Annotated in this window: 18 protein-coding genes; 11 read left to right on the forward strand and 7 right to left on the reverse strand. The window is 73.0% G+C overall.

The window, feature by feature from the left end:
* On the reverse strand, window positions 1–767 hold a 767-nt coding region (locus ACVCAH_RS04350; RefSeq protein ID WP_447134723.1), incomplete at its 3' end, for a transposase.
* Between the two features lie 757 nt (window positions 768–1,524).
* On the opposite strand from ACVCAH_RS04350, the gene acs reads away from it, so the two are divergent.
* The 6 genes from acs (at window position 1,525) to ACVCAH_RS04380 (ending at window position 13,568) form a co-directional block, all read left to right on the forward strand.
* Window positions 1,525–3,489 (forward strand): acetate--CoA ligase, encoded by a 1,965-nt coding sequence (gene acs, locus ACVCAH_RS04355; RefSeq protein ID WP_447134724.1) that lies wholly within the window; start codon window positions 1,525–1,527, stop codon window positions 3,487–3,489.
* A 267-nt stretch (window positions 3,490–3,756) separates the two neighbouring features.
* Window positions 3,757–6,549 carry an immune inhibitor A domain-containing protein gene (locus tag ACVCAH_RS04360; protein WP_447134725.1) on the forward strand — a complete coding sequence of 931 codons (2,793 nt, stop codon included), beginning with the start codon at window positions 3,757–3,759 and terminating at the stop codon, window positions 6,547–6,549.
* A 390-nt stretch (window positions 6,550–6,939) separates the two neighbouring features.
* Window positions 6,940–9,243: an immune inhibitor A domain-containing protein gene (locus ACVCAH_RS04365; RefSeq protein WP_447134726.1), complete on the forward strand. Its 2,304-nt coding sequence runs from the start codon at window positions 6,940–6,942 to the stop codon at window positions 9,241–9,243.
* A 321-nt stretch (window positions 9,244–9,564) separates the two neighbouring features.
* On the forward strand, window positions 9,565–11,955 hold the full coding sequence (locus ACVCAH_RS04370; RefSeq protein ID WP_447135035.1) for an immune inhibitor A domain-containing protein: 2,391 nt from the start codon (window positions 9,565–9,567) through the stop codon (window positions 11,953–11,955).
* A gap of 127 nt (window positions 11,956–12,082) precedes the next feature.
* A complete protein-coding gene (locus ACVCAH_RS04375) occupies window positions 12,083–12,559 on the forward strand; it encodes a hypothetical protein (protein WP_447134727.1) in 477 nt (158 codons plus the stop codon).
* Between the two features lie 76 nt (window positions 12,560–12,635).
* On the forward strand, window positions 12,636–13,568 hold the full coding sequence (locus ACVCAH_RS04380; RefSeq protein WP_447134728.1) for an alpha/beta fold hydrolase: 933 nt from the start codon (window positions 12,636–12,638) through the stop codon (window positions 13,566–13,568).
* Window position 13,569: 1 nt separating this feature from the next.
* Here ACVCAH_RS04380 and ACVCAH_RS04385 read toward each other — a convergent pair whose 3' ends face one another.
* Window positions 13,570–13,935, reverse strand: coding sequence for a hypothetical protein (locus tag ACVCAH_RS04385; RefSeq protein WP_447134729.1), 366 nt, complete (start codon window positions 13,933–13,935; stop codon window positions 13,570–13,572).
* Complete coding sequence (locus tag ACVCAH_RS04390) at window positions 13,932–17,279, reverse strand: SseB family protein (RefSeq protein WP_447134730.1); 3,348 nt, start codon at window positions 17,277–17,279, stop codon at window positions 13,932–13,934. The genes ACVCAH_RS04385 and ACVCAH_RS04390 overlap by 4 nt, the downstream gene beginning before the upstream one ends.
* Before the next feature lie 152 nt (window positions 17,280–17,431).
* On the opposite strand from ACVCAH_RS04390, the gene mycP reads away from it, so the two are divergent.
* Window positions 17,432–18,778 (forward strand): type VII secretion-associated serine protease mycosin, encoded by a 1,347-nt coding sequence (mycP, locus tag ACVCAH_RS04395; protein WP_447134731.1) that lies wholly within the window; start codon window positions 17,432–17,434, stop codon window positions 18,776–18,778.
* Between the two features lie 141 nt (window positions 18,779–18,919).
* On the opposite strand, the gene ACVCAH_RS04400 is transcribed toward mycP, so the two are convergent.
* Window positions 18,920–19,213, reverse strand: coding sequence for a WXG100 family type VII secretion target (locus ACVCAH_RS04400; RefSeq protein ID WP_447134732.1), 294 nt, complete (start codon window positions 19,211–19,213; stop codon window positions 18,920–18,922).
* Between the two features lie 28 nt (window positions 19,214–19,241).
* Window positions 19,242–19,562, reverse strand: coding sequence for a WXG100 family type VII secretion target (locus ACVCAH_RS04405; RefSeq protein WP_088997043.1), 321 nt, complete (start codon window positions 19,560–19,562; stop codon window positions 19,242–19,244).
* A gap of 335 nt (window positions 19,563–19,897) precedes the next feature.
* Here ACVCAH_RS04405 and eccE point away from each other — a divergent pair, with 335 nt between their 5' ends.
* From eccE to rarD, 4 genes are all read left to right on the forward strand, one after another.
* On the forward strand, window positions 19,898–21,751 hold the full coding sequence (gene eccE, locus ACVCAH_RS04410) for a type VII secretion protein EccE (RefSeq protein WP_447135036.1): 1,854 nt from the start codon (window positions 19,898–19,900) through the stop codon (window positions 21,749–21,751).
* Between the two features lie 67 nt (window positions 21,752–21,818).
* Window positions 21,819–22,205, forward strand: coding sequence for a phage holin family protein (locus tag ACVCAH_RS04415; RefSeq protein WP_447134733.1), 387 nt, complete (start codon window positions 21,819–21,821; stop codon window positions 22,203–22,205).
* Window positions 22,206–22,272: 67 nt separating this feature from the next.
* Complete coding sequence (locus tag ACVCAH_RS04420) at window positions 22,273–22,773, forward strand: GNAT family N-acetyltransferase (protein WP_447134734.1); 501 nt, start codon at window positions 22,273–22,275, stop codon at window positions 22,771–22,773.
* Window positions 22,770–23,705, forward strand: a complete 936-nt coding sequence (gene rarD / locus ACVCAH_RS04425; RefSeq protein ID WP_447134735.1) for an EamA family transporter RarD — start codon at window positions 22,770–22,772, stop codon at window positions 23,703–23,705. The genes ACVCAH_RS04420 and rarD overlap by 4 nt, the downstream gene beginning before the upstream one ends.
* Before the next feature lie 36 nt (window positions 23,706–23,741).
* On the opposite strand, the gene ACVCAH_RS04430 is transcribed toward rarD, so the two are convergent.
* Window positions 23,742–24,428 carry an anti-sigma factor family protein gene (locus ACVCAH_RS04430; protein ID WP_447134736.1) on the reverse strand — a complete coding sequence of 229 codons (687 nt, stop codon included), beginning with the start codon at window positions 24,426–24,428 and terminating at the stop codon, window positions 23,742–23,744.
* Window positions 24,425–24,940, reverse strand: a complete 516-nt coding sequence (locus ACVCAH_RS04435) for a sigma-70 family RNA polymerase sigma factor (protein ID WP_447135037.1) — start codon at window positions 24,938–24,940, stop codon at window positions 24,425–24,427. Before ACVCAH_RS04435 ends, ACVCAH_RS04430 begins: the two co-directional genes overlap by 4 nt.
* Window positions 24,941–24,993 lie beyond the last annotated feature (53 nt).

Below are 24,993 nucleotides of genomic sequence, written 5' to 3' on the forward strand. Positions count from 1 at the left end.
ACACCCACCCGCTGCTGCTGGGCCCAGGTGATGACCGTGCGGGCGGCCTCGTGCTGGGCCTGGCGGACCCGCCGCCGGTGCCGGCCCTCCACCAACCGGGCACGACGGCGGTACGTGCGCCACCGACGTGACCCCTTCTCACCCGGCCTAGGGGCGCGGCGGGCCACCGCTCGGCGGCGGGCCTTGGTGTCGGCCAGGTGCATGCGATGCTCAGCGCGGACCGCCCGCCCCGACACCAACAGCCCCTCACCCTCGGGGCCAGCCACCGCGTACGGGTGAATGATCCCCAGATCCACCCCGGCCACCCGACCCGGATCCGGCTCCTCACCCGGCGGGTAGGTGACGACGGTGACTTCGGCGGTGACGTCGAGAAACAGCCGCCCACCCTCGCACAACAAGGTGATCGACCGGACCTGCTCCACCGGATACGGCACATCCCGCGCCAACCGCACCCACAACGCCGGGCCGCCTTTGGTGGTCGGAATCCGCACCCGGCGCCCATCGATGGTGAACGTGCCGTGATACCAACGCACCGGCACCAGCCCCCGCCGCCGCCGCGGGAACCGCGCCGACACGTCACCGCCGGCGCGGCGTTTCGCGGCCGCGAACCACGCATTCGAAAACCGGCGCAGCACCGACCGCGCGCCCGTGGTGTCCGGTTCGCCGAACGTGCCCGGCCCCGACGCCGCCAACTCCCGACACAACTCCTGGTAACCGACCAGCGGTGCATCGTGCCGGCGGCGCCGCCACGCGTTGACCTCCAACACACACGCCCACACGTCACCCGCCGAGCGCAACAGGCCGAAACACCGCCGCCGCTGCCCCGCCGTCACCCGCAACCCCACCCGAGCCGTGCAATGCACAACCCGCGGCGCGGCAGGATCCCGACGGCGAGGCACAAACCCCAGCCAACACCACCCCTACGACATCTCCGCAACCCCGACAACCCGGCGAACGTTAATGGCCACCGCACCAGAGAGGCTCCGCCTCGGACCGCCGAGCAGGCCGGTTGAGCCGGACAAACAACCTGTGGCCCTACCTCGGGCCAAGCTCACGCAGGGACCTGCGGCCCGATCTTGGCCGGCCGCCGCCACCCGCTGCGCCGATGTCCGGCCGCCGTGGCGACCGGCTGTGCCACACCAAAGTGGCTGGTCAGAACCCATGTCTGCAAAATGTGGAGCGGGCAACCCAACGTTACGCCCGCTCAAAAACTTGACACAAACGTCGAGAATCTGGCGGCCAAGGATCTAGCGACCCGGCCGCCCGCCCCGAGCCGCACCTGGCCCGAACGCGATCCGGGCCACCGCCGGCCCGGACGGCCACCGGACATGGTCGTGATCGACGCGGGTTGCCCGATGCCGCCGCGTGGCCATCCCGACCTCCCCCGCGGCCGAGAGCGCCGTCCGGCGCGCGTCGTGGGCCGCTCGGCGCGATCCGGCGGATGACCGGTCGCCTCGGCCCCGGAGCTCCGACTAACCTCTCCCCCACGAGACCCAGGTCACCCGAGCGACGAGGGAGCACGGCATGAGCGAGGCATTGGCCAATCTGCTGAACGAGACGCGCCAGTTCCCGCCGCCGGCCGAACTCGCCGCCGACGCCAACGTCAAGGCGGACGCGTACGCCGAGGCGGAAGCCGACCGGCTGGCCTTCTGGGAGCGCCAGGCCGGGCGGCTGACCTGGGCGAAGCAGTGGGACCAGGTGCTGGACTGGTCGAATCCGCCGTTCGCGAAGTGGTTCGTCGGCGGGCAGCTCAACGTGGCGTACAACTGCCTGGACCGGCACGTCGAGGCGGGTCGCGGCGACAAGGTCGCGATCCACTGGGAGGGCGAGCCGGGCGACACCCGGACCATCACGTACGCCGAACTGCACCGGCTCACCTGCCAGGCGGCGAACGCGCTGACCGACCTCGGCGTCACCGCCGGCGACCGGGTGGCGATCTACCTGCCGATGATCCCGGAGGCGGCGGTCGCGATGCTGGCCTGCGCCCGGATCGGCGCCACGCACAGCGTGGTCTTCGGCGGCTTCTCGGCCGACGCGCTGACCAACCGGATCCAGGACGCCACCGCCAAGGTGGTGATCACCGCGGACGGCGGCTTCCGGCGGGGCAAGCCGTCGGCGCTGAAGCCGACCGTGGACGAGGCGGTGGCGAACTGCCCGTCGATCGAGCACGTGCTGGTGGTGCGCCGCACCGGCGAGGAGGTCGCCTGGTCGGCCAAGGACCACTGGTGGCACGAGACGGTGGAGACCGCCCCGGTGGAGCACACCGCCCAGCCGTTCGACGCCGAGCACCCGCTCTTCATCCTCTACACCAGCGGCACCACCGCCCGCCCGAAGGGCATCCTGCACACCACCGGCGGTTACCTGACCCAGACGTCGTACACCACGCACGCGGTCTTCGACCTCAAGCCGGAGACCGACGTCTACTGGTGCACCGCCGACATCGGCTGGGTGACCGGCCACTCCTACATCGTGTACGGCCCGCTCTCCAACGGCGCCACCCAGGTGATGTACGAGGGCACCCCGGACACCCCGCACAAGGGCCGGTTCTGGGAGATCGTCGACAAGTACCAGGTCACCATCCTCTACACCGCGCCGACGCTGATCCGCACGATGATGAAGTGGGGCGAGGACATCCCGGCCGGCTTCGACCTGTCGTCGCTGCGGCTGCTCGGCAGCGTCGGCGAGCCGATCAACCCGGAGGCGTGGATCTGGTACCGGCAGCACGTCGGCCGGGGCCAGCTGCCCATCGTGGACACCTGGTGGCAGACCGAGACCGGCGCGATCATGATCTCCCCGCTGCCCGGGGTGACCGCCGCCAAGCCGGGCAGCGCGATGACCCCGCTGCCGGGGATCGTCGCCGACGTGGTGGACGACCAGGGCCAGCCGGTGCCCAACGGCGGTGGCGGTTACCTGGTGCTGCGGGAGCCGTGGCCGTCCATGCTGCGCACCATCTGGGGTGACGACAACCGGTTCATCGAGACGTACTGGTCGCGGTTCCAGGGCATGTACTTCGCGGGGGACGGGGCGAAGAAGGACGACGACGGGCACATCTGGCTGCTCGGCCGGGTGGACGACGTGATGCTGGTCTCCGGGCACAACATCTCCACCACCGAGGTGGAGTCGGCGCTGGTCTCGCACCCGTCGGTGGCCGAGGCCGCGGTGGTCGGCGCGACCGATCCGACCACCGGGCAGGCGATCGTCGCGTTCGCCATCCCACGCGGCAGCACCGACACCGCCGGCGCGGCCGGCGAGCAGCTCATCGCCGACCTGCGCAACCACGTGGCGAAGACGCTCGGCCCGATCGCCAAGCCGCGGCAGATCATGCTGGTGCCCGAGCTGCCGAAGACCCGCTCCGGCAAGATCATGCGCCGGCTGCTGCGGGACGTCGCGGAGCACCGGTCGCTGGGCGACGTCACCACGCTCCAGGACTCCTCGGTGATGGAACTGATCGCCTCGGGCATGGGCGGCGGCAAGTCCGACGAGGACTGACGGCAGACGTACGACCCGGAGGGTGGCGGTCCGAGCGGACCGCCACCCTCCGTCATGTCTTACGGGCAGGAACCGGGCCGCCCACGAGGTGTCACATCGGTCGGTCGGCTGACCCGGGAGAAGCTGAACGGACACAGGCGGCGTTCGACCCCTGTCATTCGCGTTATTTCTGATTTAGGTTCACGCAGGTCGGGACGCTTCGACGGTCATCACATCGATGCCGGCTGCCCGGCGCCATCCTCCCCCATGCCCGAGAAATGGAGCGGCATGAACAGAAATCCCCACCCCGGGTCGCGGCGACGCCTACTCGTCGCCCTGCCCGCCCTCGCCCTCGCCGCCACGTCACTGACCGTGACCGGCAGCGCGGCGGCAGCCGAGTCGGGGCCCGCCCGGGCCACCATCGGGGCCGACGAGTTCTACATCAACTACGCCGAGCCCGCGGTGCAGCCGGACTCCGACGGTCGCGAGGTCAAGGGCAAGGGCGGTGTGTACGCCCCGGCGGTCGACGAGGCACGGGCCTACGACCGGAAGTTCGCCCGGGGCAACCCGGTCACCGCGAGGCAGCTCGCCAAGACCGAGGCCGAGGCGATCAAGACGGGTAAGAACCCGCGGCAGATCAAGCAGGCCAAGGGCACCCAGACGGCCAAGCTGCTGACGCTGCTGGTCGAGTTCAACGAGCAGGCCAACGACGACTTCACCGACGTCATGGTCCCCAAGACGGTCTTCGAGGACCGGAGCTGTGTCCTCGGCACCGTGCAGAACGGGCCGCTGCACAACAACATCCCGAACCCGGCCACCCTGCCGCACGAGGACAACAACTCGATGTGGGTGCCGGACTTCTCGCCGCAGCACTTCGACAAGATGCTCTACACCAAGGAGGGCATCACCGAGCGGGTCCGCCCGGACCTGACCGGCCCGGACGGCAAGCCGGGCGTCAGCCTGGCCGGCCGGACCATGCACAACATGTACCTGGAGATGTCCAAGGGCGCGTACACGGTCGACGGGCAGGCCAGCCCGTGGATCAAGGTGCCGCACTCCGAGGGCTGGTACGCGGCCTCGCGCTGCTTCCAGGACGAGAACGGCAACTGGGTCGCCGGCCGCCAGCAGTCGATGAACGGCCACCCGGACAACCCGCAGGGCGCGGGGCGGCTGGCCACTGACGCGATCGACACCCTCGCGAAGATGGACCCGAACTTCCCGTGGGCCGACTACGACATCGAGGACCAGGGCGACCGCGACGGTGACGGCAACGTCTTCGAGCCGGACGGCGTGATCGACCACCTGGTGCTGGTGCACGCCGGCCAGGGCAAGTCGCGCGGCGGCGGCGCCGAGGGCACCTACGCGGTGTGGGCGCACTCGTCGTCGATCGCCGGCGGCTACACGATCCCCGGCACCAACCTCCAGGTGTCGAACTACATCGTGCAGCCGGAGGACGCCGGCGTCGGCGTCTTCGCCCACGAGTTCGGGCACGACCTGGGCCTGCCGGACCTCTACGACACCTCCGGCAACGCCGACTCGGACGTCGACTTCTGGGACCTGATGGCCTCGGGCTCGCACTCCGGTGAGGTCTTCCAGGCGCTGCCGACGCACATGGGCCTGTGGGACAAGTGGGTGCTCGGCTGGGCCGACCCGCTGACCCTCGCGCCCGGCGCCTCCCCCCGCGACGTGCAGCTGGGCCAGACCTCGCGCACGCCGCGCGGCACCCAGGACGGCATCAAGATCAACCTGCCGAACAAGGTGATCACGTTGGCCACGCCGCACAGCGGGGCGAACATGTGGTACACCGGCGCCGACCAGGACTGGGCGGACGTCAAGATCGCCCGTCAGGTGGCGGTCCCGGCCGCGGCCGACGCGAAGTTCTGGATGTGGAACAACTTCGTCATCGAGGCGGACTGGGACTACGGCTTCGTCGAGATCTCGACCGACGGCGGCGCCACCTGGGCCGAGCAGAAGGTCTACGACTCGACCGGCAAGCTGGTCACCACGGACGACGGCTACGCCGACCCGAACGGTCGGATGGTCGACTTCGGCAACAAGAAGTACGGCCTCACCGGTGACACCCACGGCTGGCGGCACGACTACGTCGACCTGTCGGCGTACGCCGGGCAGACCGTGCAGCTCCGGCTCCGCTACGCCACCGACGAGGCGTTCGTGGAGCGCGGCTGGTTCGCCGACGACTTCTCGGTGACCGGCGGTGGCACCACCACCTGGAGCGACGACGTCGAGAGCGGGACCAGCGGCTGGACCGCGACCGGCGGCACCTTCGTCGACACCACCGGCCCGGGCTGGCGGATCGACGGCGGCACCTCCACCCAGGCGCACTACTACCTGGCCGAGTGGCGCAACTTCGACGGCTTCGACAACGGCCTGAAGTACGCCTACGACACCGTGTACTCGCACGAGGCGTGGAAGGTCGACAAGTTGTCGTACAACGCCCCGGGCATGCTGGTCTGGTACCGGGACACCGCGCTCGGCGACGTCAACCACGTCACCGCGCAGTTGACCGCGCTGCCCAGCTACGGCGCCAAGGGCGGGCTGCTGATCGTGGACTCGCACTTCGACCCGTACCGCCGCACGGGTGAGGCGGCCGTCAAGGACCCGTCGGTGCTGGACAACCTGCCCAGCCGGCCGCAGTCCGCGAACGCGGCCTTCTCGCTCAAGCCCACGTACTCCTTCAAGGAGTGCCTGGAGGCGGCGGACGAGCCGTACAGCGAGTACTGCACCAACTTCCCGGCGCAGCCGGCGGTGCCGGGCTTCAGCGACGCCAAGGGCTGGTACCCGGGCATCGAGATCCGGGACGGCGCGGCGTACGCCCGGGACAGCGACGCCTCGGTGGTCGTCCCGTCGAAGGGGAATGAGCGGTACACCACCCGGGTCACCAACCCCGACGGCACGCCGGCTCCGGCGTACTACGGGGCGACCCTGGGCGGCGGCGTCATCGTGCTGGGCACCGGCAACCCGGGTGACCAGGGCGTGAGCTACGGCGTCTCGATCACCATCAAGCAGACCGCGAAGGACAACTCGTACGCCACCGTGTACGTCACACCGGCGACGAACTGACCCGAGCGATCCCGGCGACGGGGCACCAAGGGGCCCGTCCGGAGCACCACGCTCCGGACGGGCCCCGCTCGTTCCGGCCGGTTCTTACCGCGTCCGGCTGTTCGAGCAACCCGCTGTGACACTTTTCCAGCCGGCGGCGCTCTCCTCATGGGACCTCATAACCACCGTCACTGTGGGTGATCGTGGCCAAACCGTGACGTGAACCCGAGTTGATGGGCCACACGCTTTGGCACGTATTTGTCCCGACATGTCGCCCGGAGATCGTCGCCTGAGGCGTCAATTGACCCGTGACAACGGGCTACTCCTCTGTCAGGGTGAGTGACGCATCACATGACAGTCACGGCCACGGTCGAGTCTGTCATGTAACAGATCCACAAAGGAGGAGGACCTTTGAGGAGACGAGTCACAGCCGGCCTGGCCACCGCTGCGGCCGCGCTGCTGGCGGCGGGAGTCGTGTCGGCGCCGGCCTCCGGCGCACCGGTCGCGGGCCCGACCCCCGGTTCCGACAAGGCGAAGCACGGCAAGGACAACCTCCCCGATCCGATGGCGGATCAGCGGCGGGAGGTCCGGAAGCAGGCGATCGCCGACCTGCTCTCCGGCAAGGCCAAGCTGCAGACGCGCAACGGTTCGAAGGTCATCCAGGTCAAGGACGACCTGTTCGTCGAGTACCAGCAGGCGCCGAAGACCGACCCCATCTTCACGATGCTGGTCAACTTCGGCGACCAGATCGACCCCCGGACCGGTGGAGCTGCCGGCCCGGTGGTCAACCAGATCGCCGAGCCGGACCGCAACTGGGACGGCGGCGCCACCGACGACAACAGCACGCTGTGGCGGCCGAACTTCGACCGGGCCCACTACCTGGACATGTTCTACGGTCCGGGCGAGTCGATGCGGGACTTCTACCTGAAGCAGTCCGGCGGCCGCTACACGGTCAACGGCGACGTCACCGACTGGGTGCAGGTGCCCTACAACGAGGCCCGGTACGGCAGCAACGCCATCTCCGAGGCGGACGGCTACTGGAACTTCGTCAAGGACAGCGCCACCGCCTGGTACGAGTCGCAGGTCGCCGCCGGCAAGACCACCGCGGAGATCAAGCAGTACCTGACCCAGTTCGACATCTGGGACCGGTACGACTTCGACGGTGACGGCGACTTCAACGAGGCCGACGGCTACATCGACCACTTCCAGGCGGTGCACGCGGGCGAGGGTGAGGAGGCCGGCGGCGGCGCCCAGGGCGAGGACGCCATCTGGTCGCACCGCTGGGCCGCGTTCCCGAACCTCGCCGGCAGCGCCGGCCCGGCGGACAACAAGGCCGGTGGTGTGCAGATCGGCGACACCGGCATCTGGATCCGGGACTACACCACGGAGCCGGAGAACGGCGGGCTGGGCGTGTTCGCCCACGAGTACGGCCACGACCTCGGTCTGCCGGACCTCTACGACACCGCCGGTGGCGACAACGGCGTCGGCTTCTGGAGCCTGATGTCCTCGGGTTCGTGGCTGAGCCACGGCACCGACGACATCGGGTCGACCCCGGGCTACATGGACCCGTGGTCGAAGCTCTTCCTCGGCTGGCTGAACTACTCGGTGGTCGAGGAGGACAGCGGCACCACCCAGGTGACGCTCGGGCCGGCCGGTGACAGCGACGGGCCGAAGGCCCAGGCGGTCGTGGTCAACCTGCCCGCGCAGACCCAGACCACGAGCTACAACACGCCGTTCGGCGGGTCGTACGAGTGGTGGGGCGGCAGCGCCGACGACCTGAACACCACGCTGACCCGTCAGCTGGACCTGACCGGTAAGACCGCCGCGTCGATCACCGCGAAGGCCTGGTACGACATCGAAGAGGACTACGACTACCTCTACGCCGAGGTGTCCGCCAACGGTGGCGCCAGCTGGACCCCGCTGGGCAACTCGTCGATCGACGCCGGGGAGACCGGGGTCGACGGCTCCACCAGCGGCAACTGGGTGGACCTCAGCTACGACCTGTCCGCGTACGCCGGGCAGACCGTGCAGTTCCGCTACCGCTACCAGACCGACGGCGGCGTGCACCTCGCCGGCGCGTTCCTGGACAACGTCTCGCTGGTCGCCGACGGCGCCACCGTGTGGACCGACGACGCCGAGACGCTGGCCGCGGAGTGGACCGCGAAGGGCTTCACCCGGATGACCGGCTCGGTCACCGACACCTACCCGCGGTTCTACATCGCGGAGAACCGCAGCTACGTCGGGTACGACGACACCCTGCGCACCGGCGGGTACAACTACGGGTTCACCAACACCCGGCCGAACTGGGTGGAGCGGTTCTCGAACCACCCCGGCATGCTGGTCTGGTACGTCAACTACGCGTACGGCGACAACAACACCTCGGAGCACCCGGGCTTCGGCCTGAACCTCCCGGTGGACGTGCGGCCGGGCCAGATCAAGGTGGGCCAGGGCGGCATCACCAACCGGCGTAACGGTTACGACGCCACCTTCAGCAAGTTCGGCAAGCCGGCCCAGACGTTCCACGTAAACGGGGTGCCGGTGACCGTCCCGGCGCTGGACCCGAACCCGGTGTTCAGCGACAGCGGGCCGAACAAGTACTGGACGGCGAGCAACCCGTGGAACTCGGTGAAGGTGGCCGGCAGCGGCACCCGCATCGAGATCGTCCAGCAGAGCACCAACCCGACCGACGACATGGTGGTCAAGGTCAGCAACTGACAACAGCGTTACCTGTGGGGCCGGTGGCGGCGACGCCACCGGCCCCTTTTTTGCGTACGCAAACAAATTGATCGAAAGGTCTCACTTGACACTCTTCGCCATCCATTCCCCCAGCTCACCATGGTTGATGAAGATCCGGGGTGTGACAGTGAAAAGCATTCCCAACAAAATCTTGCAACAAATCGACGTACGCATCTTCCCACCGGTCCCACCAGTGTCTATGTTCACCATTGGTCCCACTAGTGGGATCGATTTCCACCGGCCCATACCCCCGTAGGGCCGGTTCCCTCACACCGGAGGTACCACGTGCGCAAAGTCGCAGTGGGTCTGCTCGGGCTTGGGCTGACAGCGTCGGGACTGGCGTTCACCACATCCGCCAGCGCCGCGCCGCAGCCGAAACTGCCGACGGCCGCTCCGTCGGTTGCCGAGCCCGCCCATGTCGACCACGACCTGCCGAACCCGCTCGAGGACAAGCGTCGCGCCCTGCGCCAGGAGGGCCTGAGCGAGGTCCTCACCGGCAAGGCCAAGGCACAGCGGATCAACGGCAGCACGGTGGTCAAGGTCGGCAAGACCCAGGCGGAGGGGGCTACCGCCCGCACCGCCGGGTCCGGCACCGCCCAGACCGAGGACCAGTACGTCGAGCTCTCCCGCGAGCGGACCGACCGGATCTTCGTGATCCTGGCCGAGTTCGGCAACGAGCGGCACCCGAACTACCCGGACCAGGACACCGACCCGGGCACGCCGGGTCCGACCCGGTTCGACGGGCCGCTGCACAACGAGATCCCGGCCCCCAACCGCGCGGTGGACAACTCCACCGTCTGGCAGGCGGACTACAACGCGGACCACTACCGCAAGCTCTACTTCGGCACCGCGCCCGGTGACGAGTCGCTGAAGCAGTACTACGAGGCCCAGTCCTCGGGTCGCTACAGCGTCGAGGGCACGGTGACGGACTGGGTCAAGGTCCGCTACAACGAGGCCCGCTACGGCCGCTCCGGCGGCTTCCCGTGCGACGACAACGTCTGCACCAACACCTGGGCGCTGGTCCGCGACGCCGCCAACCAGTGGGTGGCCGACCAGAAGGCCGCCGGCCGCAGCGACGCCGAGATCGCCGCGGAAGTCAAGGCGATGGACCAGTGGGACCGGTACGACCACGACTCGGACGGCAACTTCAACGAGTCGGACGGCTACATCGACCACTTCCAGATCGTCCACTCCGGCGGCGACGAGGCCGACGGTGACCCGTACCAGGGTGAGGACGCCATCTGGAGCCACCGCTGGTACGCCTACGTCTCCGACCAGGGCTCGACCGGTCCGGCCAACTTCCCGGCCGGTGGCACCCAGATCGGCAGCACCGGCATCTGGATCGGTGACTACACCATCCAGCCGGAGAACGGCGGCCGGAGCGTCTTCTACCACGAGTACGGGCACGACCTCGGTCTGCCGGACGACTACAACGTGCTCAGCGGTGGGGACAACAACAACGAGCACTGGACCCTGATGGCCCAGAGCCGGCTCGGTGGCAAGAACGACGGCGGCATCGGCGAGCGCGGTGGCGACCTGGGCGCCTGGAACAAGCTCCAGCTCGGCTGGCTCGACTACGAGGTCCTCGTCGCGGGCCAGAAGCGCACCATGACCCTCGGCCCGCAGGAGTACAACTCCGACAAGCCGCAGGGCGCCGTGGTGGTGCTGCCGCAGCGTGAGTACACCTTCAACAACGGCGCGCCGTTCGAGGGCACCAAGCAGTTCTTCTCGGGCAACGAGGACGACCTCAACAACGCGATGACCCGGACGCTGGACCTGACCGGGAAGTCGTCGGCGACGTTGACGATGAAGGGCCGCTACCAGATCGAGGCCGGGTTCGACTACCTGTTCTTCGAGGTGTCGACCGACGACGGCCAGACCTGGACGCCGCTGAACGGCACGGTCGACGGCCAGCCGCTCCCGGAGATCTCGCCCGGACGTCCGGCCCTAGACGGCAGCAGCAACGGCGAGTGGGTCGACATCAACATCCCGCTCGACGTGGCGGCGGGCAAGGTCGCGCAGTTCCGGCTGCGCTACCAGACCGACGGTGGTGTGTCCGAGGGCGGCTTCTACGGTGACGCCATCACCGTGACCGCCGACGGGCAGACGGTCCTCTCCGACGGGGCCGAGGCCGGCGCGGGCGACTGGGCCCTCAACGGCTGGAGCATCGTCGAGGAGACCTACACCCGGCTCTTCGACAACTTCTACATCGTCGGCAACCGGTCCTACGTCTCGTACGACAAGTACCTCAAGACCGGTCCGTACTTCTTCGGCTACGCGAACACCCGCCCGGACTACGTGGACCACTACGCGTACCAGGAGGGTCTGCTGATCTCCTACTGGAACACCCGGTGGGCGGACAACGACACGTTCGCGCACCCGGGTGAGGGTCGCAACCTGTACATCGACGCGCACCCGCGGCCGATCTACAACCTGACGGGGCAGCCCTGGCGGGCCCGCATCCAGGTCTACGACGCGCCGTTCAGCCTGAAGAAGGCCGACTCGTTCACGCTGCACCTCAACAGCCAGCCGCAGTACATCCGTGGCCAGGCCGCGCAGCCGCTGTTCGACGACACCCAGAAGTACTGGTACGCGGAGCTGCCGAACCACGGCGTCAAGCTCCCGGCCACCGGCACGAAGATCCGCGTTCTGGAGCAGGACGGCACCTCGGTGAAGGTCCGCTTCTCCTGATCCGCTGATCGGCACCACCCCGCGATGCCCGGGCAGGTCACCTGCCCGGGCATCGCCCTTTTCCGGCCGCGGTTTCGGGGCACGCCACGGCGGGAACCCGCAGCTCCGCCAGCGCGTCCGATCCTTCGTGCGCCGTGCAACCCGTACCACCGTCGCGAGCCTGGCCGCCGCCCTCGCCCTGACCGGCTGCGCCGGCTTCCAGGAGGAGGCCAACGTGCCCACCGAACCCACGCCGTCCGCCAGCGGCTCGGGGCCCGAACCGACGTCGCCCACCGGTCCCACCGCCGCGGCGCCCTCCGGGCGCGGCGAGCCACCGCTCTCGTCGACCCGGCCGCCCACCATGGGCCCGCCGACCGCGCCGCCCAGCGAGCCCACCGACCTGCGCAAGGCGAACATCGTGGCCGGCCGGATCACCCGGGGCGGCGCCGGGCCCTGCTACGGCCTGGTCACCGACGACGGCCGGGAGTACGCGCTGCACGGCGTCGGCAAGGGCACCTTCGCCACCGGCAGTTGGGTCCGGGTCACCATCGGCCCCGCCGACCCGACGGCCGACTGCGGCCCCGGCACCCCGGCCAGCATCGTCACGATCAGCCCGGTGGCCTGACCCGGGACGAGCGATCCCGGCCACCCGCCGGGCCGGCGGACGGGCCGGCCGGCACCGGGGTCCTAGGCTGTCTGCCATGACCGAGCAGCACGACGGGCCCGTCGACGAGTCCTGCGTCCTCACCGAAGGGCCGTGGACGCACCGGTTCGTCGGGGCGAACGGCAGCCGGTTCCACGTCGTGGAGGCCGGCGCCGGGCCGATGGTGCTCTTCCTGCACGGCTTCCCCGAGCACTGGTGGGCCTGGCACGAGATGCTGCCGGCGGTCGCCGACGCCGGGTTCCGCGCCGTCGCCGTCGACCTGCGCGGCTACGGCGCCAGCGACAAGCCACCCCGGGGGTACGACGGCTACACACTGGCCGCCGACATCGCCGGGCTGATCCGCGCGCTCGGCGAACGCTCGACCACCGTGGTCGGCGCCGGCGCCGGCGGCCTGATCGGGTGGACCGTGGCGTCGTTCCACCCGGGCCTGGTCCGGCGGCTGGTGGTGCTCGGCGCACCGCATCCGCTGCGGCTGCGGGCCGCCATCTTCGCCGACCCGCGCGGGCAGTTCGCCGCCTCCACACCCGCCCTGAAGTTCCAGTTGCCCCGCTACGAGCACCTGCTCACCCGGGACGGCGCGGCGGCGGTGGAGGAGATGCTGCGCCGCTGGGGCGGGCCACGGTGGGTGTCCGGGCCGGACTTCGCGGCGTACGCCCAGCGGTGCCGGGAGGCGATGCGGATCCCGCAGGCCGCCTTCTGCGCGCTGGAGGGCTACCGCTGGGCGTTCCGCTCGGTGCTCCGCCTGCACGGCTACCGGTTCGTCCGGTTGATGCAGAAGCCGCTGATCACCCCGACCCTGCAACTGCACGGCGCGCTCGACCGGGCGTCGCTGCCGCGCACCGCACAGGGCTCCGGCCGGTACGTGGTCGCGCCGTACGAGTGGCGGCTGCTCGATGACGTGGGGCACTTCCCGCACGTGGAGGCCCGGGACGTGGTGCTCGGCGAGATCCTGCGCTGGGCGAAGTCCTGACTCAGACCCGCTGCTCGCGCAGGTCGGCGACCTCGGCGGCGGGCGCCCAGCCCTGGTACACGCCGAAGTCGAACACCTCCAGGCCCATCGCCCTGGCGACCGGCCAGCGCCCGCCGGTGTACTCGACCCGCAGCCAGCCGTCGTGCTCGCCGAGCACGATGAACGGCTGGCCCTGCCAGGTGCAGGTGGTCCGCACGTACGCCACGTCCGCCACCTCGGTCGCCGGGACCACCCGCACGTACCGGCCGGGGCGTACCTCCTCGAAGCCCTCACCCGGTTCCGGCTGGTAGAGCCGGACGTCGTCGCCGTCCGGGCTGGCCTGGTACTCCCGCCCCCGCCACCGGGCCACGTAGCCGTCCCGGATCACGGCGCACCGACCTGTCGCCAGAGCAGCGCGTCGGTGTCGAGCACGGCGACCATCCGCTCGGTGCCGTCCGCACCGATCCGCCACAGCTGCGCGCCGTGCGGCAGCCGGGCGCTGTCCACCTTGAACTCCGCCACCACGTCGCTGCTCTCCCCGGGGGCGAAGCCGTTGCCCCGGAAGGGCGGCCGCTCGATGACCCAGCCCTCCATGGCCCGCATGGCGGCCTCGTTCTGCCCGCCGTAGGGGATCCGGTAGAGGCTGGGCCGGTGCGCCGGCCAGCGCAGCACGTAGATCTCGTCGGCCTCCCGCGCGAACGGCGAGTCGGGATAGCCCAGGCCGAGGGCCTCGAACAGCTGGGCCGGGGTGGTCAGGTGGGCCAGCTCGCCGGCCCGGTGCACGAACCCGGAGACGCGGTCGTAGCCGCGCTCCAGGTAGTACGCGAGCTGGCTGGGGGCGACGGCCTTCTGCATCACGACCGGACGCGCCGGGTCGGCGGCCGGTGGGGTGTACCGGGTGCGCTCGGCGGGCGGCGGGGCCTGCGGCGCCTCGGGTTCGCTCTCGTCGTCGCCGAGGCCCACCTCGGCGGCCCAGTTGGCCAGCCCGACGATCTGCTCGCCGGGCAGCTTGGCGCCGACCGGGGTGCCCGGGTTCACCGCGAACGACCACGCCTCGTCCGGCCAGCGCCGGATCAGCTGGACGAACCGGACCCGCACCGTCTCGACCGACGCGTCAGTGTGGTCGGCGAGCCGCTCCGGCGAGGTGTAGACCACGACGAAGGTCTCCCCGTCCAGCTCCTCTGTACGCCAGACGAAGCCGGGCTCGCCGGGCCGGCTGCCCGGCACCGACTCGGGCGACACCGGCAGCAGCACCCGGGCCAGCAGCAGCGTGGAGAGGAAGGTGTCGGTGCTGCCCGCCCCGGCCGCGTCGAGCAGGTCCTCCTCGACCGCGTTCGCCGGCTCGAACTCGGCCCGGGCCGGCCCGGCGGCTGGTGCCGTGGCGGGCTCGCCCGGCCGGCCGACATCGGGCCTGGCGGAGTGCGCGCCGGCGTCGGGGCCGGCGGGCTGTGGGGCGGCGGCCCGGGTGCCGCCGGTGTGCGGGCCGGCCTCGGAGCCGGGCACCGTCCACAGCGGCCCGGTGTCCGCGAGATCGGGCGCGTTCTCCGCGGCCGGGGCGGCGGCTTGCGCCGGCCCTGCCCCAGGGGCCTCGGGCGCGGTCCCGGCCCGGGGCGCTCCAGCCGCCTCCGGCGAGGCGAGCCACGCGGCGCCGGACCGGTCGGCCGCCGCCGGCTGCGCCGGGATCCACCCGGACTCGGGCTGGTCGGCCGAGGACGTTGGGCCGGCCTGCTGCTCGGTGGACTCCGACCGGGTCGGAAGCCATCCAGCGACCCGCTGGGCGGTCGACGCCGGCTGGGCCGGAACCCCACCAGCGGCCTGCTGGTCGGTCGACGCGGACGGGCTCGGAAGCCAACCAGCGGCCCGCTGGTCGGTCGACGCCGGCTGGGCCGGAACCCAACCAGCGGCCTGCTGGTCGGTCGACGCCGACGAGACGGCCGGTCGCGGCTGATCGCCGCCGGCCCACTCAGGCCCGGTCCCGCCGGCCGGCTCCGACGGCTCCGCCATCGGCCTCGGCTGCGACCCGCCACCGGCTTCGGCTCCGTTCGCCGACCATGCCGGCGGTCCAGCCGGCTCGGCGTCGGCCGCCTCCGCCGACCAGGCAGGCGGTCCAGCCAGCCCGGCATCGGCCGCCTCCGCGGACCAGGCCGGCGTCGTGGCCGATCCGGCGGCGGGTGTCTCCGCCGACCAGGCGGGCGGTCCGGCCGGCTCGGCATCGGCCGCCTCCGCGGACCAGGCCGGCGTCCTGGTCGATCCGGCGGCGGGTGTCTCCGCCGACCAGGCGGGCGGTACGGCGCGCTCGGCGGCGGGCGGCCCCGCCGGTCGGGCGTCGGGCGACCCGGGAAGGGGCGCGCCGGCACTGTCGGGTCCGGTTGGCCCCGAGACGGGCGCGCCGGCGTCGGGCGGCTCATCGAGGTCGCGGGACTCGACGATGGTGCCCTCGATGACGATCGGCGTGAACCCACGCCGCGACAGCGGCGGCCCGGAGACCGGCTCGGCGACCAAGGGCAGGTCGTCCACCGGGTCGGCCGGTGCCGGGGCGGGTCGGCGCCGCGGCAGGGCCTGCGTGGTCTCCTCGTCCGGCGGCGGACCCGGGTACGCGCGTTCGGTCGGGACCGGGATGGCCCGGGTGACCTCCTCCGGGGGCGGCGGCCACTGCGCCGACCCGCCGCCGCGCGGCGGACCGGGCGGGGTCTGCGGCGGAGTGGTCGGAAGCGCCACGGTCGGCCCCTCGGGGACCGGCTCGCCGGCCGGACGGCGGCGCGGGAACGGCTGGCTGCCCCGCGCGAAGCGCGACGGTGGCAATGTCCGGTCAGTGGGGCGGACGGGGTCGTCCCGGTAGGCCGAGCCGCGACCGGACGCCGGTTCGAAGAAGGAGCGTGGGCGGGGTCGGGCGGGAGCGTCCCCGGTGGGCCGACCGTTCGCCGGCGGCGCGGGCCGACCGGGCTCGGACACCGGCCCGGGCGGTGGGACGCCCGGGCGGGAGCGGGCAGCCGGGTCGTCCGCGCCGGACGGCGGGAACGCCGAAGGGGCGGCGTCGTCGGCCCGCCCGGGGTCGTCGGCGTCCCGCCGGGCCGGATCGGCCGGGTACGGCGGCGGGAGGGACGGGCGGAGCGACTCGACCGAACGGCGGTCCGGCGCCGCCCCGACCGGGCCGGCGGGGGCCGCCACCCGCGGCGGCAGTGGCACGGTGGGCGCCTCGGGGTGGAGCGGGGCGCCGTTGCCGGGAGCCGGCGGGCGGGCGGCGGGCGGCGGGGCACCGGAGCCGGGATTCTCCGGGCCGGCGGCCCGCACCCGGGCGACCGTCTCCGCGCGCTCCAGTCGGGCGCGGGCCCCCATGGTGCGGCCGGGCAGCCGGACGTCGCCCCGGGAGAGCTGCGAGACGTACCAGGCCGGTAGGTAGCCCTCGATCGGCAGGCCGGGGTTGACGGCCAGCCACCACTCGTGGTTGGGCCAGCCGCCGGCCAGGTCGGCGTAGCTGGTGAGCCGGCTGGCGCCGGCGTGTTCGCCGAGGCAGGCGCGCATGGCCGCGGCGGAGGTGAAGGCCAGCACGTGAGTGCGGCCGGCTGTGGTCCAGGTGCCCCAGCCCGAAGCCTGCCCGGCCTGCGCCGGCGCGGGCACCGGCAGCAGCAGGTCGGTGCGGGCCAGGATCCGGAAGTATCGCTGCTGGTCACTGGCGCGCAACGCGTCCCGCAACGCGGCCTCGGCCTCGGTGGCCGGCTCCCATCCGGTCACGGCCACCCCTCCTCCCGCGCACAGGCCATAGGCATCGCGTACAACCTACAAGGTAGTAACAAGATCACAATGGCTGGCCGACGGCGGTGCGCCGGTTCTCGCCGAAGGCGCTAACATCCCGTTCCGGAGTCGACACGATACGGAGGCGGTCGATGTTCCGGTCCCCCGCGCGTCCGCTCCTGGCGGCCGTCACGGCCGTCCTGGCGACCGCGGCACCGGCCGCCCCCGCCGCCGGGCCCAACCCCGCAAGGGCCGCCGCACCGGGAGCTCCCGCCACCGCCAACCCGAGCCTCGCCCGGGCCGCTCCCGCCACCGCCGACCCGAGCCTCGCCCGGGCCGCTGTCGCCGCCGCCGGGCCGGGCCTCGCCCGGGCCGCCGCGCCGGACTGCGCCACCCCGCTCGCCCCGGTCCGGCCCGTGTCCGCGCCACCCTGGCCCCAGCAGCGGTACGCCCCGGAGCGGCTGTCGCCGCTGGCCACCGGGGCGGGGGTGACGGTGGCGGTGGTCGATTCCGGGGTGGACCGCCGGCATCCGCAGCTCGCCGGTCGGGTCCTCGACGGCACCGACCTGCTCGACCCGGGTGGGGACGGCACCAGCGACTGCGCCGGTCACGGCACCGGCGTGGCGAGCATCATCGCCGCCGAGCCCCGGGCCGGGATCGCGTTCCACGGTCTGACGCCGGGCGCCCGGATCCTCCCGGTACGGGTCAGCGAGCAGCAGGTGGTCGAGGGGCGGGAGTCGGGGCGTACGGTCAGCGCCGAGGACTTCGCCCGGGCCATCCGCTGGGCCGTCGACCACGACGCCGACGTGCTCAACCTCTCCGTCGTGCTGTACGCGGACAACCCGGCGGTGCGCGCCGCGGTCGACTACGCGGTGGCCCGGGACGTGGTCGTGGTCGCCGCCGCCGGGAACCTGCACGACAGCGGCGACCCGCAGCCGTACCCGGCCGGGTACGACGGGGTGCTCGGGGTGGGCGCGATCGGGGTGGACGGGGTGCGCTCCGCCTTCTCCCAGACCGGCCCGTACGTCGACCTGGTCGCTCCGGGCAGCGACGTGCTGATGGCCGCGCCGGGCCGGGGCCACCACCGGGCCGAGGGGACCAGCTATGCCGCGCCCTTCGTGGCAGCCACCGCCGCCCTGCTCCGGCAGTACCGGCCTGAGTTGACCGCCGCCGAGGTGGCGCAGCGGATCCTCGCCACCGCCGATCCGGCGCCCGGTGACGGCCGGGGCGGCGGGTACGGCGCGGGAGTGCTCAACCCGTACCGCGCGGTCACCGAGACCGGCGGCGGGGTCGCGGAGCGGTCGCGCCCGGCCACCGCGCTCGCCGACGACCGGCCCGACCCGGCTGTGCTGGCCGCGCGGGCGCGGCGGGCCACGGCCCGGGACCGGGCCCTGCTGGTGGGCGCGCTGGCCGCGGCGGTGGTCGCCGTCGCGGCGCTGTCGGCCCTGGTGCTGCCGCGCGGCGCCCGCCGGCGGTGGCGTCCCGCCGACCCGGCGTGACCCGCATCGCCCCGTCCGGCACCGGCGAGGGCGGCGCCGGCTACGGCGGGCCGCGGCGCGACGTATGGCCGAGCCGTGGACGGCGCTGCGACGGGCGTGGCGTCGGGGGCGCCGGCCGAGATGGCCGGTGCCCCCGACGGATCACTGGAACAGGCCGACGTTCTTCTTCTCGGTGTCGAGGTAGTCGGCCGCGGAGTCGTCCACCGCGAGCTTGATGTCGCGCAGCATCGCCTGCAGGTCCTGTGAGGCGGAGCGCCACCGGGCCTGCCGCTGCTCGTACGCCTGGCGGGCCTCGCCGCTCCAACTCGCCACCAGCGGGGCGGCGTCCCGTTCCAGCTGCCCAAGCTGCGAGTCGAGCGTGTTCAGCGCCTTCTGGATGTCCGCGCCGGCCTGTTGCAGCGCGGCGAAGTTGACGACCAGCACACCGTGGTCCATCGGATGGCTCCCTCCCCCGGATCCGGGTCTACAGCGGCAGCTGGATGCCGCCGCGGTTGGTGGTGGACACCCGGCCGGCGGCCTCGGTGTCCGCGACGTCGTACTGCTGGCCGGCGGTGCGGATCGCGGAGGCGGTCTCCCGCAGCGCCCGCTGCAGCGTCGCCTGATCCTGCGCCCACTGCTGCTTGACCTGCTCGAAGGACCGCCCACCGGCGCCCCGCCAGGCCTGCTGCAACACCTCCAGCTCGGCCATCAGGCTGCTCAGCATGGTCTGCAACGACTGGTCCACCTGCTCGAACTTCGCGGCGGTCTGCTGCATCACCGCGGCTTCTGCCTGGGTCTGGGACACCCGGACGTCACCTCGTCTCGTCGGTCGTGGCTGGCCGTCGGCGCGCCCGCCCTCAGGACGCGCCGCTCGCGCCGCCCGGGACACGAGCACGGCGGGCGCGGGTCAGCGGAACTCGTCGCTGACGGTAGCGGCCCGATCGCCCTTCTGCTACCCCGCCCGGCTCCCCTGTGGACAACCACGGGTCCGCGCCGACCCCCCGCCCTTACCATGGGCGGCAGCATCGTCGCGGCGAGTGATCGGGAGGAGGCGGGGTGCCGGCCACCACCAGCGCGAGCCCGCACCGGGCGGCCCCGGTCGGCGGCGCCACGCCGCCCGCCGACGTCGGCGCCGCCGGGATCGGTGCGCCGCCCGCCACGGCCGCCCGGCCGGTCGCCGATCCGCCGCGGGCAGCCGGCCCGTCGACGCCCCGGCGGGCGGCTCTCCCGGCACAGTGGATCCCCGCCGGGCACCGGCCGGCCACCGGCGTACGGGCCGGTCAGATCGTCGCCGCGCAGGTCGCGGTCGCGGTGCTCGCCGCCGCCGTCGGCAACGGACCGGGCCCGGTGCTGGCCGCGGTCGCGCTGGCCGCGCTGCTGCTGCCGGCCGCCTGGCTGCGGATCCGGGGCCGCTGGCTCTTCGAGTGGCTGACCACCGCGCTCGGCTACCTGACCCGCCGGCGCGGGCTGCCCGGGTCGGCCGACCCGGCCGCGCTGCTCGACCTGGTCGCCCCGGCCGCCGTGGTGCGCCCGGCGGAACTGGGCCGCGGTCCCGCCGCCCTGGTCGACGACGCGACCGGCATGGTCGCCGTGCTGGAACTCGGCGACCCGGCCGACCTGCTCGGCGACGGTCCGCGGCAGCTGCCCGCCCCGGCGTCGCTGCTCGCGGCGGCCCCGCCGGAGGGCCCGCCGGTGCGGGTGCAGCTGCTGCTCACCGGGGCTCCCGCGCCGGCCGTCGGCGCGGGCGGCGGGATCGTCGCCACCTCCTACCACCAGCTCACCGACGGGCAGCTGCCCGGGCGGGAGCGGGCCGTGCTCGCCGTCCGGGTGCTCCGCGTCGACGGCTGGTCCGAGGCGGAGCTGCGGCGCGCCCTGGCCGGCGCCGTGCGTCGCCTGCTGCGCCGGCTGGGGCCGGTCACCGCGCGCCCGCTCGGCGAGCACGCGGCGCTGCGCGTCCTCGCCGAGCTGGCCCATCACGACGGGCGGCCGGCGCAGGAGTCCTGGCCGGTGCTGCGCTCGGCCGGCCTGCTCCAGGCCAGCTTCCGGCTGCGCCGCTGGCCCGACCCGCGGGTGGAGGCCGGGCGCCGGCTGGTGCCCCGGCTGCTCGCGCTGCCGGCCACCGCGACCACGGTCTCGCTCTGCGCCGGGACGGGCCCGCACACCGACCCGGCGGGGGCGCCGACCGAGCTGGCCGTACGGCTGGCCGCCGCCGGCCCGGCGGAGCTCGCGGTGGCCGCCCAGGCCCTGGACCGGCTGGTGACCGGCGCCGGCGGCGAACTCCAGCGGCTGGACGGCGCCCAGCTCGACGGGCTGGCCGCCACCCTGCCCCTCGCGGCGGCGGGCGCCGGCGTGCTCGGCGGCCCCGGGCCGGAGGCGCTGGAGCTGCCGTTCGGCGAGGCGGGGCTGATGATCGGCAGCAACCGGCGCGGGGGCGCGGTGACCGTCCGGCTGTTCCGGCCCGAGAGCACCCGGGTGATGCTGGTCGGCGGGGTACGCGCCGCACAGCTCGTGGTGCTGCGGGCGCTGGCGCTCGGCGTCCGGGTCGCGGTGCAGACCGCCCGCCCCCGCAGCTGGGAGCCGTTCGTCCGGGGCGTCGGCACGCCGGCGGGGGCGATCCCGCTGCTTCCGCCGGGCCGGCCGGTCGGTGGCGAGCCCGGCACCCCGCTGCGCCCGCACCTGGTGGTGGTGGACGCCGGTCCGCAGCCCGGGCCGGAGCCCGGGCCGCCCTGGCGGGCCACCCTGCTGGTCCGGGACGAGCTGACCCCGGCGGACGCCGACGCGCTGGGCCGGGCCGACCTGGCGGTGCTGCAACCGCTCAGCCCGCCGGAGGCCGCGCTGGCCGGCGGGGCGCTGGGCCTCGGCGCGTCCGCCGAGTGGCTGACCCGGATCCGGGACGACATGGTGGCGGTGGTGAACCGGCGGGCGCTGCGCTGGGCGCTGCTGTCGCCCACCCCGATCGAGTCGCAGCTGATCGGCCGGCCGTCCCGCCGCTGACCCGCAGTCGGCGATTGGTCGATCTCCCGGGTTCCGCCGGTGCGCCGTCCGTGGCACGATCCCGGCCATGGGTTTTCTGAAGGGTCTGCTGATCCGCCTGGTCGTCACGGCGCTGGCCTTTTGGTTGGCAACGCTGGTCATCCCGGGCATCACGCTGGATGCCGACTCCGCCACCGAGACGGTCACCACGCTGATCCTGGTGGCGGTCATCTTCGGCGTGGTCAACGCGGTGCTCCAGCCGGTCATCAAGACCGTCGGCTGCGGCTTCTACCTGCTGACCCTCGGGCTGATCGCGCTCGTGGTGAACGGGCTGCTGTTCCTGCTCACCAGCTGGATCGCCGACCAGGCCGGGCTGCCGTTCCACGTGGACGGCTTCTGGCCGGCCGCCGTGCTCGGCGCGCTCTTCGTGGGCATCGTGACCTGGATCCTCGGCGCCCTGCTCGATCGCGACTGACCCCGTACCGACCAGTGGGCGGGAATTGGCCGGCGCGCCGGCCGGGTGGCGGGACTAGTCTCGCGGCGTGTTCACCCTGACCCGTGACGACGGCTACCTGCTCAGCACCGATCCGCAGCGCATCGACCTGGATCGGGTGCACCACTGGCTCTCCACTGACGCGTACTGGGCGCTGGGGCGGGACCGGGAGACGGTGGCCCGGGCGTTCGCCGGCTCGGTGCCGTTCGGCGTCTACCGTCCCGGCGATGGGCGGCAGGTCGCGGTGGCCCGGGCGGTCACCGACCGGGCCACCTTCGCCTGGCTCTGCGACGTCTACGTGGACCGGGACGAACGCGGCCGGGGCCTGGGCAGCTGGCTGGCCGAGGCGGTCCGTGACCACCTGGACGCGCTCGGCGTACGCCGGATCCTGCTGGCCACCGTCGACGCGCACGGGGTGTACGCGAAGGTCGGCTTCACCCCGATGCCCGATCCGCACCGGTGGATGCAGCTCGACCGGCGCGAGCTGCCGGTGAGCCAGGTCACCGGCAAGGAGCAAAGCGGCGGTTCGCCCCTTACGGTGGAGGCGTGACGCCGCTCCGCCTCGGATATCTCTACGGCATCGGTGCGTACCTGCTGTGGGGGTTCTTCCCGCTCTACCTCAAGCTGCTGCGCCCGGCCGGGCCGCTGGAGATCCTCGCGCACCGGATCGTCTGGTCGGTGGTCTTCGTCGCCCTGCTGCTGGCCGCGATGCGCAACATCGGCTTCCTGCGGGCGCTGCTGCGCCGGCCCCGGGCGCTGGCGGGGATCGGCGTCGCCGCCGCGCTGATCGCGGTCAACTGGGGCACCTACATCTACGGCGTGAACTCCGACCGGGTGGTGGAGACCGCGCTCGGCTACTTCATCAACCCGCTGGTCGTGGTGCTGCTCGGGGTGACGGTGCTGCGCGAGCGGCTGCGCCCCGCCCAGTGGGTGGCGCTGGGCATCGGCGGGCTGGCGGTGGCCGTGCTGACCGTGGACTATGGCCGGCTGCCCTACCTGGCCCTGACCCTGGCCCTGAGCTTCGGCGGGTACGGCCTGGTCAAGAAGCGCCTCGGGCTGCCCGCCGCGGAGGGGCTCTTCGTGGAGTCGGCGGTGCTGGCTCTGCCCGCGCTGGCGTACCTGGGTTGGCTCACCGTGGCCGGGGACGCCGCGTTCGGCCACGTCTCGGCCGGGCACACCGTGCTGCTGGTGCTGGCCGGCGCGGCCACCGCGATCCCGCTGCTGCTCTTCGCCGGCGCGGCCAACCGGCTGCCGCTGACCAGCCTGGGCATGATCCAGTATTTGGCGCCGATCCTCCAGCTCGGCTGCGGCGTGCTGATCTTCCACGAGCCGATGCCGCCGGCCCGGCTCGCCGGCTTCGCGCTGGTCTGGGTCGCGCTGGTGGTCTTCACCGCGGACGCGGTGCGCCAGTCCCGGCGTACCCGCGCGGCGCAGGCCGCCATCCGCCGGGCGGCTGCGGCCGCCGTGCCCGCCGCCCGCTGAGCGGCCCGCCGCCGGGGGCGAGCCGCTCGGGCGCACTCAGCGGACGTCGTAGGCGAGCACCGGGGTGCCGTCGGCCCGGAGCAGTTCCAGCCGCACCAGCTCCGCGCCGGTGAACCGGGTCGCGCCGCTGATCCGCAGGTCGTCGCCGGGGGCGGCGAGCCAGGAGCCGATCTGCTCGGTGGCCCCGTCCGGGCCGTGCGCCACCAGCCGGAAGGTGTACGCCTTGCCGTAGCCGGCCCGCGCCTCGTACCCGCAGCGCATGGTCACCTCGGTGCCCCACTCGGTGCCGGTCAGCGCGATCTCCGCGTGCACCGGCACCGTGCCGGCGACCGGCTGCATGGCGACCATCTGCACGTCGCCGCCCGGCTCGGTCCGGGGCAGCAGGGCGGCCGTGCCGAAGCCGACCACCAGGGCCAGCGCGGCGGCGGCGAGCATGGTGACCGCGTACCGCCGGCGGGTGGCCGACCGCTCACGGCGCCGGCGCTCCCGGGCGGCCGCGAGCAGCTCGGGCATCCGGGTGCTCTCCGCCGGTGGCGGCAGGAACTGTTCCAGGCCGGCCGGGTCGAGCCGGCCGAGCAGGCCGGGCAGCACGGCGATCTCGGCGACCGCCTGCTGGCAGGCGGCGCAGCCGGCGAGGTGCCGCTCGTAGGCCGCCCGCTCGGCGGGAGCCAGCGCACCCAGCACGTACGCGCCGTCGTCGTGCGCGAACTCGCACCGGGTCATCCCGTCACCCCCATCTCGGCCAGGACCAACCGTAGTGAGCGCAGGGCGTAGTGTGTCCGGGACTTCACCGTGCCGGGTGGCACGCCCAGCCGGGAGGCCGCCTCGGCCACCGAGCGCCCCTGGTAGAAGCACTCGACCAGCACCTCCCGATGGGTGGGGCTGAGCCGGTTCAACGCCTCGGCCACGGTCCAGGCCTCCACCGCGCGCTCCGCTTCGTCGACGGTCTCCGGTGGCTCGGGCAGCTCGTCGGTGTAGACCTCGCCGACCCGGGTGGCCCGGCGGCGCCAGGCGTCGATGGCCAGGTTGCGCGCGGTGGTGAAGAGCCAGGCCCGGACCGAGCCGCGCCGGGGGTCCAGCGACTCCGGGTGGCGCCAGGCCCGCAGCAGGGTCTCCTGCACCAGGTCCTCGGCCCGCTGCCGGTCGCCGTTGACCAGGCGCAGGGCGTGCGCGTACAGCGCCTCCGCGTGCTCGTCGTGCAACGCGCGGAGCAATTGGGCGTCATGGTCGGTGATGGCGGTCTCCTCGCTCTCGGCGCGAGTCCGGCGGTGCGTTCGCTCGGTATTAC

It is taken from the genome of Micromonospora sp. LZ34 (genome assembly GCF_052981855.1).

Excerpts from the sequence above, each read along its gene's own strand:
- acs (WP_447134724.1), top strand. The coding sequence starts at position 1,525 with ATGAGCGAGGCATTGGCCAATCTGCTGAACGAGACGCGCCAGTTCCCG.
- ACVCAH_RS04360 (WP_447134725.1), top strand. The coding sequence starts at position 3,757 with ATGAACAGAAATCCCCACCCCGGGTCGCGGCGACGCCTACTCGTCGCC.
- ACVCAH_RS04380 (WP_447134728.1), top strand. The coding sequence starts at position 12,636 with ATGACCGAGCAGCACGACGGGCCCGTCGACGAGTCCTGCGTCCTCACC.
- mycP (WP_447134731.1), top strand. The coding sequence starts at position 17,432 with ATGTTCCGGTCCCCCGCGCGTCCGCTCCTGGCGGCCGTCACGGCCGTC.
- ACVCAH_RS04400 (WP_447134732.1), bottom strand. The coding sequence starts at position 19,213 with ATGGACCACGGTGTGCTGGTCGTCAACTTCGCCGCGCTGCAACAGGCC.
- ACVCAH_RS04415 (WP_447134733.1), top strand. The coding sequence starts at position 21,819 with ATGGGTTTTCTGAAGGGTCTGCTGATCCGCCTGGTCGTCACGGCGCTG.
- ACVCAH_RS04430 (WP_447134736.1), bottom strand. The coding sequence starts at position 24,428 with ATGACCCGGTGCGAGTTCGCGCACGACGACGGCGCGTACGTGCTGGGT.